The 13,156-nt window shown below is 65.7% G+C and carries 10 protein-coding genes; 6 read left to right on the plus strand and 4 right to left on the minus strand.

Annotated features, from left to right (window positions below):
* Positions 1–6: 6 nt before the first annotated feature.
* Positions 7–1,527, plus strand: a complete 1,521-nt coding sequence (gene glpK / locus EKH49_RS07005) for a glycerol kinase GlpK (protein WP_128470264.1) — start codon at positions 7–9, stop codon at positions 1,525–1,527.
* 113 nt (positions 1,528–1,640) lie between these two features.
* Here the strand turns inward: glpK and EKH49_RS07010 are convergent, their stop codons facing one another.
* Positions 1,641–3,515, minus strand: a complete 1,875-nt coding sequence (locus EKH49_RS07010) for an HNH endonuclease signature motif containing protein (RefSeq protein ID WP_128470265.1) — start codon at positions 3,513–3,515, stop codon at positions 1,641–1,643.
* Positions 3,516–3,802: 287 nt separating this feature from the next.
* On the opposite strand from EKH49_RS07010, the gene leuS reads away from it, so the two are divergent.
* From leuS to holA, 5 genes are read left to right on the plus strand one after another with little or no spacing between them, the layout of a single operon-like run.
* Complete coding sequence (gene leuS, locus EKH49_RS07015; protein ID WP_128470266.1) at positions 3,803–6,292, plus strand: leucine--tRNA ligase; 2,490 nt, start codon at positions 3,803–3,805, stop codon at positions 6,290–6,292.
* 9 nt (positions 6,293–6,301) lie between these two features.
* Positions 6,302–7,240 (plus strand): DegV family protein, encoded by a 939-nt coding sequence (locus EKH49_RS07020; RefSeq protein ID WP_128470267.1) that lies wholly within the window; start codon positions 6,302–6,304, stop codon positions 7,238–7,240.
* A gap of 15 nt (positions 7,241–7,255) precedes the next feature.
* Complete coding sequence (locus EKH49_RS07025; protein WP_128470268.1) at positions 7,256–7,903, plus strand: ComEA family DNA-binding protein; 648 nt, start codon at positions 7,256–7,258, stop codon at positions 7,901–7,903.
* The gene (locus tag EKH49_RS07030; protein WP_128470269.1) at positions 7,900–10,167 is read left to right on the plus strand and encodes a ComEC/Rec2 family competence protein; all 2,268 of its coding nucleotides are present in this window, start codon (positions 7,900–7,902) and stop codon (positions 10,165–10,167) included. Before EKH49_RS07025 ends, EKH49_RS07030 begins: the two co-directional genes overlap by 4 nt.
* A gap of 34 nt (positions 10,168–10,201) precedes the next feature.
* Positions 10,202–11,194: a DNA polymerase III subunit delta gene (holA, locus tag EKH49_RS07035; protein ID WP_073706221.1), complete on the plus strand. Its 993-nt coding sequence runs from the start codon at positions 10,202–10,204 to the stop codon at positions 11,192–11,194.
* Between the two features lie 178 nt (positions 11,195–11,372).
* Here the strand turns inward: holA and rpsT are convergent, their stop codons facing one another.
* The 3 genes from rpsT to EKH49_RS16690 form a co-directional block, all read right to left on the minus strand.
* Entirely contained in the window at positions 11,373–11,633 is a 261-nt protein-coding gene (rpsT, locus tag EKH49_RS07040; RefSeq protein WP_038991103.1) for a 30S ribosomal protein S20, read from the minus strand.
* A gap of 263 nt (positions 11,634–11,896) precedes the next feature.
* Entirely contained in the window at positions 11,897–12,679 is a 783-nt protein-coding gene (locus tag EKH49_RS16685) for an acyl-CoA dehydrogenase (protein WP_201739575.1), read from the minus strand.
* Between the two features lie 51 nt (positions 12,680–12,730).
* Positions 12,731–13,132, minus strand: coding sequence for an acyl-CoA dehydrogenase family protein (locus EKH49_RS16690; RefSeq protein ID WP_201739576.1), 402 nt, complete (start codon positions 13,130–13,132; stop codon positions 12,731–12,733).
* Positions 13,133–13,156 lie beyond the last annotated feature (24 nt).

Below are 13,156 nucleotides of genomic sequence, written 5' to 3' on the forward strand. Positions count from 1 at the left end.
TGAATCATGAGTGAAAAATTCGTCATCGCCATTGACCAAGGCACCACCAGTTCCCGTGCAATCGTCTTCAACCATGCCGGCGAGGTGCACTCGGTAGGCCAGAAGGAGCACGAGCAGATCTTCCCGGCCGCTGGATGGGTCGAACATGATCCAGCCGAAATCTGGACCAATGTGCGCGAAGTGATCGGCCAGGCCTTGTCCAAGGCCAACCTGACCCGCCACGACATCGAGGTCGTCGGCATCACCAACCAGCGCGAAACCACGGTGGTGTGGGACAAGAACACCGGCGAAGCCGTCTACAACGCGATTGTCTGGCAGGACACCCGTACCCAGGACATCGTCGACGAGCTGGCGCGTGATGGCGGCCTGGACCGCTACAAGCAGACCGTCGGCTTGCCGCTGGCAACCTACTTCTCGGGCACCAAGATCAAGTGGATCCTGGACAATGTCGAAGGCGCGAGGGAACGCGCAGAAGCAGGAGACCTGCTGTTCGGCACCACCGACAGCTGGGTGCTGTGGAACCTGACCGGCGGCGTGGACGGCGGCGTGCACGTCACCGACGTGACCAACGCGTCGCGCACGCTGTTCATGGACCTGAAGACCCTCCAATGGGACGAGAAGATCCTGGCCGATTTCGGCGTGCCGCTGTCCATGATGCCGGAGATCCGTTCGTCTTCGGAGGTGTACGGCACGGTGCACACGAACCAGCTGCTGCGCGAGGTGCCGGTTGCCGGTATCCTGGGCGACCAGCAGGCGGCAACCTTCGGCCAGGCCGCGTTCACCGCGGGCACCGCGAAGAATACCTATGGCACCGGCTGCTTCCTGATCTTCAACACCGGCACGGAGATCGTGAATTCGTCCAACGGCCTGCTGACCACGATGGCGTACAAGCTGGGCGAGAGCGCACCGGTGTATGCCCTGGAAGGTTCCATCGCCGTTGCCGGTTCCCTGATCCAGTGGCTGCGCGACAACATCGGCATGATCGCCACCGCCCCGGAAGTCGAACAGCTGGCGGCCCAGGTTGAGGATAACGGCGGCGTATATATCGTTCCGGCTTTCTCCGGCTTGTTCGCGCCCTATTGGCGTTCGGATGCCCGCGGCGCGATCGTCGGCCTGACCCGCTATGCGAACAAGAACCACATTGCCCGCGCGGCGCTCGAGTCCACCGCATTCCAGACGCGAGAAGTACTGGACGCGGTCAACGCCGACGCTGAGGTTCCGTTGACCGAACTGAAGGTCGACGGCGGCATGGTGGCCAATGAAGCCCTGATGCAGTTCCAGGCCGACATCCTCGGCGTGCCGGTGGTTCGCCCGCAGGTCACCGAGACCACCGCGCTGGGTGCGGCCTACGCCGCCGGCTTGGCCGTTGGCTTCTGGAAGGACCTTGGCGAGCTGGAGCAGAACTGGGCCGAGGACAAGCGTTGGGAGCCGACCATGGATGAGGCATCGCGCGAGCGCAGCCTTCGCCTGTGGAAGAAGGCTGTCACCCGCACCTTCGACTGGGTCGACGAAGATACCAAGGCCTGAGCCCGACTGCGGCTTGGCCGGAACCGTTCCGGACACCGGCAGCGCCCGAACCGCCCATTGGCGTGGTTCGGGCGCTGCCCGTTTAAGACGGCCCTGTCAACACGTTGGGTCGCTCAGGTTTCCCGCCCTGCATCAGGGGTTTCTTCCTTGCCCGGCGGCTTGGTGTCCGGTGCGGCAGGTGCGTGGCGGGTGGGGGATTCGCCTGCCTGCCGGGCACCCCAATAGGTATTGCGGCGCGGAATTCGTTCCGGGTCGACATGCTCCGGCATGAGCACGTGCGGCAGCCCGTCGACATCGATCACCGTGATCTGCCCGGCGTGGCGCTTGTGGTGATCGCCCGTGCACAGTCCGGCCCCTGACCAGACGCTGGTTTCCCCGCCGTCAGACCAGGGTTTCAGGTAGTGGTCGGTTTCGACCTGGTCCGGGGGCGCGGTGCAGTCAGGCACGATGCAGCCTCGGTCCCGGGCCATGATGGCTTCGCGGATCGCACCCTTGTGATAGCGCATCTTGCGCCCCATATCCAGCACTTGGCTGTTGCCTCCGAGCACGATCGGGATGATGTTCGCCCTGGCCAGTTGCCGCCGCAGCTCGCCGGGCGGGATATCGACGCCGTTGGCGGTCATGCCATGCGCATCGGCCAGGTTTTGCAAGTCTGCGAGCCACAGGTAGACCACGAATTTCGGGGTGACGACCTTTCTTTTTCCGCCGGTGAAGGGGGCCCGCAGCAACGCCATGAATGCATTGAGCCGGCGGCGGTGCAGATCCGGCTGTTCGGTGGCCTCGTCGTTTCGCAGCTCGTCGTGTGCCGCATCGCCATCTGCCTGCGCTTCGGTGTTTCCGGGCTCCGGAGCACACCCGTTGCCGGGTTCTGCTTCGTCTTCGGCCCACGGCGGCATGGGGTGTTCGCTGCGCAGCCAGAAAGGCGCCTGCGGTGCAGTTTCTTGCTCGGTTGATGGCTGCGGCTCGGCATCCGAGTCCTGGGTGGCCGTGGAATCGCGGTCGGCCTGGGGTTCCTGGTCCTGGTCATCGGGGTTTCCGGTGCCGGAGCCCGATTCCGGCGTGCGCTGCTGTTCGGCTTCGCGGTCGGCGCGGCCTGACTTGGTCCGCGGATTTCCGGCCTGGGCGGCCATCGAATTCAGCAGCTGCGCGTCGCTGGCATCGGTGCGCAGCGAGAAGAAATGCACGCCGTCCTTCACCGGGCCGATGAAGAAGCCCAGTCGCGGCGGCAGCTTTTTGCCATGCAGTTCCTTGTAGGTCCTGATCTCGGCGCTGATCCGCTTCTGCGCTGCCCGTGGGCCCAGCTCGCCCAGGGCTTCGGCCGCGGATTCATCCAGGGTGCGGCCATCGGTGCCGTAGGCCTGCAATTTCAGGGGCACGCCGTCAAAGGTGGTGTCCTGCGGTTCGAGCCGGTCTAGGCGCCGTGCGGCCGAGGCGATGGCCCGGCGGTCGCCAGTGCCCTTGGCATAGAGCCCTGCCAGTTGGGGGAAGCGCGGCGCGCAAATGCCGCCATCGGGGGCGCGGCGCCCGATGAGCAGGTGCGCGTCGGCCAGGCGCTGCCGGGCTTCGAAGTAGCCCAGCCCCAGCCAGGCGGCCAGCAGCTCAGCGGTGTCCTTGTAGCAGCAGCGCCCCGGCACGATGCCCGGCTCCCCGGCAAACAGGTCATCGCTGATGGCGTCGGGGTCATCGGCGGGCACCCGCAGCGCGGCATAGCCCTCCAGGGACAACGCGCGGGCGCCGGTGGCTTCGGCCTGCAGCGCGCCGGATAGCTGGTCGCCATGGATCTGCTGGGCGAAGCGTTCGGCCAGCTGCAGATGCGCCAGGACCAGGCGCGGGTCGCCCGAGCCGTGCACCAGCTTGCCCAGCGCCGTGTACAGGGCCAGGCAGAGGTAGCCCAGGCGCAGCAGCATGGCACCGGATAATGCAGGTTCGAGGTGCAGCGGGACCTGGCATGCGGTGCGCAGAGCGGCGATCAGGACAGGGGCGTTCATGGCTCCATGATCGGGCGCTGGATCGGCCTGCGCGTCGGCGTTGCCGCCAATTGTGGATAAGCGCGGGCGGCCCGTTGGCGGTTGTGAACAATCTTGCGCTTCACCGATGCGCGCGTGGGCAGGGCAGATGCGATAGAATCGCGATATGAATCCTAAGCGCAACCTAGTGTAAGCGCGGCCCGATGGCCGTGCCCCCGAGTGGAAATTTGGGGGCTTTTGTTGTGTCTGGAACCAAGAGCAAATTTTCCTATCGGAAATTTTTCCGCAAAGCGTGTGAGAAGAGCAGCGTGACATCATCGACGAACGAACCCAGGACCTACGACTTCAAGGACATCGAGTCCAAGTGGCTTCCGGTGTGGGACGAGCTACAGGTGTTCAAGCCCGCCGATGACGGCAGCCGCGAACGCCGCTACGTGCTGGACATGTTCCCCTACCCCTCGGGCGATTTGCACATGGGCCACGCCGAGGCCTTCGCCATGGGCGACGTCGTCGCACGCTACTGGCGCCTGCGCGGCTATGACGTGATGCACCCGATCGGCTGGGACTCGTTCGGCCTTCCGGCGGAGAACGCCGCGATCAAGCGCAATGCGCACCCTGCGGAGTGGACCTACAAGAACATCGACACCCAGGCCGCCAGCTTCAAGCGCTACGCGATTTCCGCGGACTGGTCGCGCCGCCTGCACACCTCCGATCCGGAGTACTACCGCTGGACCCAGTGGCTGTTCAACAAGTTCTACGAGAAGGGCCTGGCCTACCGCAAGGACCACCCGGTGAACTGGTGCCCGAAGGACCAGACCGTGCTGGCTAACGAGCAGGTCGTCAACGGCGCGTGCGAACGCTGCGGCACCGCAGTGACCAAGAAGTCGCTGAACCAGTGGTACTTCAAGATCACCGACTACGCCGACCGCCTGCTTGAGGACATGGACCAGCTCAAGGGCCACTGGCCCGAGCGCGTGCTGCTGATGCAGAAGAACTGGATCGGCCGCTCCGAAGGCGCCGAGGTCACCTTCGAGATCGAGGCGCACCAGGATCAGCAGGCGGTGAAGATCCCGGTCTTCACCACCCGCCCGGACACCCTGTACGGCGCGACCTTCATGGTCGTCGCCGCCGATGCCGACCTGGCCGGCGAACTGGTCACCGATGAGCACCGCGAAGCGCTGGAAGCCTACCAGGAGCAGGTCAAGGCGCTGAGCGAGATCGAGCGCCAGTCCACCGAGCGCGAGAAGACCGGTGTGTTCACCGGGCGCTACGGGATCAACCCGCTGTCGGGGGAGAAGCTGCCGATCTGGGCTGCCGACTACGTGCTGGCCGACTACGGCACCGGCGCGATCATGGCCGTGCCTGCGCACGACCAGCGCGACCTGGACTTCGCCCGCGCCTTCGACCTGCCAGTGCGCGTGGTCGTGGACACCGGTGAAGAGGACCCGAACGAAACCGGTGCCGCCACCGCCGGGGAAGGCCAGCTGGTGAACTCCGGCGAGCTGACCGGACTGGAGAAGAGTGCGGCGATCGCCAAGGCCATTGAGATCGTGGAGGCTGCCGGCACCGGCAAGCACACCGTGAACTTCCGCCTGCGCGACTGGCTGCTGAGCCGCCAGCGCTTCTGGGGCACCCCGATCCCGATCATCCACTGCGCGGACTGCGGCGAGGTCCCGGTTCCCGAGGACCAGCTGCCGGTGCGCCTGCCCGATAACCTGCGCGGCGAGCAGCTGGCCCCGAAGGGCACCAGCCCGCTGGCCGCCGCCGAGGACTGGGTCAACGTTCCCTGCCCGAAGTGCGGGGGAGCGGCCAAGCGCGACACCGACACCATGGACACCTTCGTGGACTCCTCCTGGTACTTCCTGCGCTTCGTCTCCCCGAACTACGCCGAAGGCCCCTTCGACCCGAAGGCGGTGCGCGACTGGATGCCGGTCGGCCAGTACGTCGGCGGCGTCGAGCATGCGATCCTGCACCTGCTCTACTCGCGCTTCTTCACCAAGGTCATCCACGATTTGGGCCTGATCGACGCGACCGAGCCGTTCAGCGCGCTGCTGAACCAGGGCCAGGTGCTCAACGGCGGCAAGGCGATGAGCAAGTCGCTGGGCAACGGCGTGGATCTGGGCGAGCAGCTGGACAAGTTCGGGGTGGACGCGGTGCGCCTGACCATGGTCTTCGCCTCCCCGCCGGAGGACGACGTGGACTGGGCCGATGTCTCGCCATCGGGTTCGCAGAAGTTCCTCGCCCGTGCCTGGCGCATCGCGCAGGACGTGGCCAGCGAACCGGGCGTGGACTACGCGGGAGGGGACAAGGCGCTGCGCCAGGTCACCCACCGCACCGTGCACGAGGCCGCGCAGCTGCTGGACTCGGGCAAGTTCAACGTGGTGATCGCCAAGGCCATGGAGCTGGTCAACGCGACCCGCAAGACCATCGACTCCGGTGCCGGCGCGGCCGACCCGGCAGTGCGCGAGGCCGCTACGGTTCTCGCCCAGCTGCTGAGCATGTTCGCCCCGTACACCGCCGAGGACATGTGGGAAGCGCTGGGCTACGCCCCGAGCGTGGTCACCAGCGCGTGGCCGCAGGTCGATGAGTCCCTGCTGGTCGATGACACCATCACCGCGGTCGTGCAGATCAAGGGCAAGGTACGCGCGCGACTGGAAGTGCCCGTGGACATTACCGAGGATGAGCTGCGCGAGCAGGCGCTGGCCCACGAGTCGGTGATCCGGATGCTCGATGGCAAGGAGCCGCTGAAGGTCATCGTGCGTGCGCCGAAGCTGGTGAACGTGGTCCCCGCCCCGTAAGCTCAGCTCATGACTGAACGCCAGAAAAGCTCGCGCGCGGGCTGGCTGCCCAAGTGGCTGGCCCCGCGCGGGCTTTCGCGTACCCGCATCGGGGTGGTCTCCGATTCGGCGTCCTGCCTGCCCGAGGCCTTCGCGCGGCATGCCGATTTCATCGAAGTGCCGATCCCGATCATCGTGGACAACCATGTGCAGGGCGAGGACTTGCAGGCGCTGATGATGGGCCTGGCCATGGGCAAGGCTGTGAAGACCTCGCGCCCGGCACCGGGCGAGTTCGAACGCGCCTACCGGCAGCTGCTGGACGCCGGCTGCGAATCGGTCATCTCGATCCACATGTCCGGGGCGCTGTCGGGCACCGTGGACGCCGCCCGCCTGGCCGCGCGCTGCCTCGATGCACCCATCGCGGTGGTCGACACGCGCACCGTCTGCCTGCCCCAGGGCTTCGCCGTGGCCGATGTGCTGGCCGCGCGCGACGCCGGCGCCCCGCTGGAAATGCTCGAGCAGATCGCCCGCACCGCCACCGCCAACTCCGTGTACTTCGCGGTGCCCAGCCTGGAGCAGCTGCGCCGTGGCGGCCGGATCAGCGCGCTGTCCTCGGTTCTCGGCAGCCTGCTGAACTTCAAGCCGATCCTCGGGATTGCCGATGGCGCGATCGCCGCCCTGGAAAAGCCGCGCTCCTTCGCGCGCGCCACCGCGCGGCTGGTCTCGCTGGCCCTGCGCGATGCCCGCGGCGCGAAGGGCGAGGTGCGCCTGGGGGTGATGCATTTCGGCGCCGAGGAACTGGCCGAGGAGATCGCCACCGAACTGGCCCCGTTCAGCGCCGAGCCGGTCGTGGTCGAATCCCTGCCAGCGGTGCTGGCCGCGCATACCGGCATGGGCGTGATCGCCGTGTGCGTCGCTCCGCTGAATCCACAACCGGAATCAATTCTGGACAGCCCGCCGGCGCCATAGCCCAGACTGTGGCCCATGGGCCGCCACGACTTCTTCAGCAAGTACGCGCCACGTCCCGGCCGCTTGAGGTTTGCGATCTCGCGCGTGGCCGTGCTGGTGCTGGTCATCGTAGTGCTCGCCTGGATCGCCATTTCCATCCTGCTCGCACCCCCGCCGATAGCCCAGGAGCTTGAAACGGTTCCGCTGGTGTCCGATCCCTCCGCGTCGGCTCCGGGGGACCAGCTGTCCCCGAGCCCGGACGGTCCCGAGGTCACGGTCCATGTGGTCGGCGCGGTGAAGAAGCCCGGCGTCTACACGCTGCCCGCGGATTCGCGGATCACCGATGCGGTCGAGGCCGCCGGCGGGCTGGCCAAGGGCGCCCAGGCGCAGCTGGTGAACCTGGCAGCCAAGCTGGTCGACGGCCAGCAGGTCATCCTTCCCGGCACCGAAACCGGCAAGGACCTCCCAACGGCTCCGAGCGCCACGGCCGGCGGGAAGATCTCGCTGAACACCGCCGATGCGCAGACCCTGCAGGAGCTTCCGGGGATCGGCCCGGCCCTGGCCGGCAGGATCATCGGCTTCCGCACCGAGAACGGCCCCTTCACCTCCGTAGAGGAGCTGGATGCCGTCTCCGGCATCGGCCCGGCGCTGCTGGGGCAGCTGAGCGAGCTGGTGGTCCCGTGAACACCGATTTCCGGGGCCTGTGGCTGCTGGCCGGTGCCTGGACCGCCGCCTATTTCAGCCTCCCGGCCTGGCTGCTGTGGCTGCTGTCGGCGCTGCTCGCCTTTCTGCTGTTCCTGCTCCTGCGTCCCCGGCACGACCGCGCCTACGCCGCACCGTGGTTCACCGGTCCGATCATCCTGCTGCTGGGAATGGTCGCGGTCAGCAGCCTGTCGTTCACCGACCCCCAATGCCAGCTGCCCGGCGCTCCCGAGCAGCAGCGGCGCGCGGTCGTGCGTTTCGAGGACCTGGCCAGCGCGCAGGGCCAGGGAAGCACCGCGGGCCGGGCGGAAATCCAGCGCTACTGGAACGATGGCCAATGGGTGGCATGCCAGGTGCCGGTCTACCTGAGCGTGGATTTCGGGCTGCCTGCCAACGCCGGGCAGTTCGAGGCCATCCTCGATCTCGACGCCGCGGATGCCGGATCCTTCGACTGGTGGGCGCAGGCCGCCAGCGAGCCGCAGGTCAGTTCGTGGGCGGAACCGACTGCCGCCGACCTGCTCAAGGAACGCTTCACCCTCAGCCTGAGCGACCTGCCCGGCAATGCGCAGGCGCTGCTGCCCGGCATGCTCTACGGCGACCGCTCCGGGCAGGATGAAGAACTGGGCGAGGCGATGAGATCCAGCGGGCTGAGCCATCTCACCGCCGTGAGCGGATCGAATATCGCCCTGATCGGGGCCATCGTGCTGGTCCTGTTCCGGCTGTTCTCCGTTCCGCGCGCCCCCAGCGCGATCCTGATGATTGGCGTAGTCGGGCTTTTCGCCTGGTTCGTCGGGCCGGATCCCAGCGTGCTGCGCGCCAGCCTGATGGGCAGCATTGCGGCGGTTTCGGTACTGCTCGGCCGCGGCCAGGGCTCATTGGGGATCCTGTGCCTGAGCGGAACAGCCTTGCTGGCCATCGATCGAAGCCTGGGCGCCGAACCGGCCTTTGCCCTGTCGGTGCTGGCGACCTTAGGCATCATCATGCTCTCGCCGGCGCTGACCGAAATCCTGCTCCACATCATGCCGGCCTGGCTGGCGCAGCTGACCGCCATCTGCTGTGCAGCGCAATTCACCTGCCTGCCGGTGGTGATCGCATTGAATTCGGATTTCAGCCTGTACTCGCTGCCCGCGAATCTCCTGGTGGCGCCGTTGCTGCCGTTGATTACCGCGCTCGGCATGATCTGCCTGCTGCTGTGCACCCCATGGCCGGGATTCGAATCGGTGCTGATCTGGGTGCCCGGGCTCCCGGCCGAAGCCATCGGCAAAGTTGCCCATCTCGTCTCCGGGCTGCCAGGTGCTGCCCGTCCATGGCCCGAAGGACTGCCGGGAATCCTGCTGGCGGTCATGCTGTCCCTTGCGCTGTGCTCGCTGCTGGTGCTGGGCCGTGAAACCGAACGGCTGCGCGTGCGCCAGGTCTCTCTCGGTGTGCTGGGCGCGATCATGGTCTTCGCCGTGGCGCTCATTGTGCCTGCAACCCTGTTCTATCGGGAAGATGTTGCCACGGATTGGAGCATCGCCATGTGCGATGTGGGGCAGGGCGATGCGTTCGTCATCAACCTGGGGGATGCCGAAGGCTGGCTGATCGATACCGGGCCGCCGGATAGCGGTTTGCTGCTGTGCCTGGACCGGCTGGGCATCACCACCCTGGGCAAGGTCTTCATCACGCATACGCACAGCGACCATTTCGGCGCCATCCGGGAACTGGAGGAGTCGAAAGTGCGGATCGGGGACCGCCTGGTCTCGACCGGATTCGAACTGGAACTCTGGCCCGGGGCTCGGGTGCTGGAGCCTGGTACGCGGCAAACTGCGGGGGAGTTGAGCTTCGAAGTCGTAGGTCCCGAGGCGCGTTACGCGCAATACGCCGAGCCCAACGACACGTCGCTGGTCATCCGGTTCAGCTTTTCCACCCAGAGTGGTACCGTCGATTTCTTTGCCGCCGGGGATATGGAGACCGAGGCCATGGATCGCCTGCTGCGGCTGCATCCGCAAGGCCAGGCCGCGATCTTGAAGGCTTCGCACCATGGCGCGCGCAACGGCGGCACACAGATCATTGAGCAGATCCATCCGCAGATCCTGCTGGTCTCCGCCGGGAAGGACAATTCCTATGGCCACCCGCACCCGGAAACATTGGAAATGGCGAAGCGGATCGGCGCGACAGTGCTGCGCACCGACCAATCCGGTACCGTACTGCTCACATTTACCGGCCAGGGCATCCGTGGTACCTCCCTGGGTACTCCGGTTCGGTAGGATCAATATATCGACCGATGCACTAAGGAGCTCGATGGCACGCGCCCAAGCAAATCCGGGAATCTCATGGCGGGAACTGCGCCCGCAACCGCTGATCCTGTTGACCGGTTCAGAAGATTACCTCGCTTCACGCGCCTTCGAGCTGCTGCGCTCCCAAGCCGGCCAGCGGGACGACATCCAGCACACGCGTCTTGACGCGGCCAAGTACGAGCCGGGCGAGCTGCTCATGGCCACCAGCTCCTCGCTGTTCTCCACCGCCAATCTGGTCGAGGTCCACGAACTGGCGCACATGAACGAGTACTTCCTCAAGGACGCGATGGCCTACCTGAAGGACCAGGCACCAGAGAACGTGCTCATTATGCATTACTCCGGCGGCACCCGCGGCAAGAAGCTGATAGACGCGATCAAGGCCGCCGGCGCGGTGGTCGTCAACTGCCAGCCGGTGAAGAAGGACTCCGAGAAGATCGACTTCGTCCAGTCCGAATTCAAGGCAGCCAAGCGCCGGATTACCAATGACGCGGTCAAGGCCCTCGTTGCCGCAGTCGGCAATTCGCTGGCAGAGCTCGGTTCGAGCTGCTCCCAGCTGATCGCCGACACCACGGGCACGATTGACCAGGATACCGTTGACAAGTACTACGGGGGCCGGGTCGAAGCGACCGCGTTCAAGGTGGCCGATGCGGCGATTTCGGGCAATGCCCAGCTGGCGCTGCGCACCTTGCGACATGCGCTGGGTACCGGAACCGATCCGATTCCCATTGTGGCCACCCTGGCGATGAAGGTCCGCCAGATCGCCAAGGTCGCGGGCGTGAATGAACCTGCTGCTGCCTTGGCCTCCGAATTGGGGATGGCTCCGTGGCAGGTGCAGCAGGCGCAGCAGCAGGCTCGCGGCTGGAAGCGCGGCGATCTGGCCCTGTGCGTCGAGGAAATCGCGAATACCGACCGCATGGTCAAGGGCGGCAGCCGTTCACCCGGTTATGCCCTGGAACACGCCATCATGTTCATAGCCGGCAAGGCGCCTGGACGCTGAGCCCGTTCAGATCCAGTGGGTGCGCGCACGATGCATTCGTGCGCGCCCTCCACTGCGGCCGCTTCCGCGAAGCCTGCCACGCGTCCCTGATCCGGGAAAGCCGCGAAAAGCAGTTTTGGGCAAAACAAAACCCCCGCACTCGATGAGCGCGGGGGAGTTGATGAAGTCTAAGCTCGGCTTAGAGGGCGTTAACCTTCTTGGCGATGGCCGACTTGCGGTTAGCAGCGTTGTTCTTGTGCAGAACACCCTTGCTTACAGCCTTGTCGAGCTTCTTGCCAGCCAGGCGCAGCGCCTCGGTTGCCTTGTCCTTGTCGCCGGCGGCGATTGCCTCGTTGACGTTGCGGATCACGGTCTTGACCTCGGAACGGACAGCTACGTTACGCAGACGTGCCTTCTCGTTGGTCAGGTTACGCTTCTTCTGGGACTTGATGTTAGCCACTTTAATAAACTCTCTCGTTTATCGTTTTATACGGTCGGTAGAGGGTTCATCCTCCAGGCCATCGACTGAGCGGTGTGGGGCACCTATGGCGACCCGAAGGGGGCGTGCCGCCCAACCTGCGCGGCACACAAGAATCAATCCTACCAGATTCCAGCCCCCGCAAATAGCTGGCAGCCGCTGTGGAATGCGTCATGCAATGCACACTGATGGAGCTGCGTTGCTGCCGCAGCGGAATCGGGCCCATGCCTTGCTGCAAGGTTCGGCTAGGAGAGTTCGGACGCTGCCAATGGATCATAGGCGGGATCGCTCATCATTGCCTGGAGCTGGCGGCGGCGCACGCCAACGTCGCCGCCCTCGATGATCGGGTAGGCCAACACGTCCATCAGATGCCGGAGCATCGGGAAATTCGTGTCGTAGGCGGTAACGCCGACCGCCTTGATGAGGTCGTTGATCACGTCGAGCCCCGTCTCGGAGCCGAAGATCTTCGCATGCAGCGCCAATTCGCTGGCCCCTGGCCGGCCGGAGATCACGGCATCCAGCGCAGACCAGGACAGGAGGCGTACCGCTTCGAGCTTCCCCTTGGCATCGGCGAGAATGTCCGCGACCGCCTGGTGCTCGATGATCGGGAGCAGGCCGCCGCGCTTCTCCGCTTGGGCGAAGCGCAAGGCAATGCCAAAGGCTTGCCGCATGGCTGCCACCGAGAAGGTCCCGATGGAAGCGCCGCTGGCTTGAAAGGCATTACGCGTCAGGCGCACTCCATCGCCTTCGGTTCCCAGCAGGTTGCCCTGGGGAACCCGCAGATCGCGCAACGTGACCCGCGTGGTGAGGCAGCCGCGCAGCCCGGGAAGGTCGTAGTACTCGTCGACGTCAATATGCCCCCGCAGGTGTTCTCGTTCGGCAACGATCAGTGATACGCCCTTGTCCGTCCGGCAGGCAATGGTCATCAAATCCGGCCCGTCGCCGTCCCAACCGCCCAGGTGCGAGGCCCAGGCCTTGGAACCGTTGATCACCCATTCATCGCCATCCAGCACGGCGCGGGTCCGCACGCCTTCGGCCGGCGCTTCGGCATCGAAGTTCGCGCTGCCGCCGGGTTCGCTTTAGGCCATGGCCGCCAGCGGCGCACCCTTGTCGGCCAGGAAGGGAGCCACGAAACGGGTGATCCGCTCGGGGGTGCCCACTTCATAGACAGGGGCCAAGGCGATCAGCGGACCGGCCATCGAGATCATGAAGTCCGGGCTCTCGGAGGCCAGCTCCTCGATGAAAATCGCGGCATCCACCCCGCTGCTGGCCATGCCGCCGAAAGGAGCGGGGATCAGGGATTTGAGGAACCCTGCCCGGACCGCTTTTTCCATCACTGGGCGAAGCAGCAGTGCACGCTGCAGCGGGTCGGTTTCCTGGCTGGCAGCCGCCAGCAGTGGCCGCAGGTGTTCGCGTGCGAAGCTGCGCGCGACCTGCTTCAGCTGTTCTTGTTCATTGGTGAGCGTAAACGAAATAGCCATGATGCTCTCTCAAGTTCCTTGGGC

This window comes from Glutamicibacter sp. HZAU (assembly GCF_004100365.1).
GTDB lineage: Bacteria > Actinomycetota > Actinomycetes > Actinomycetales > Micrococcaceae > Glutamicibacter > Glutamicibacter nicotianae.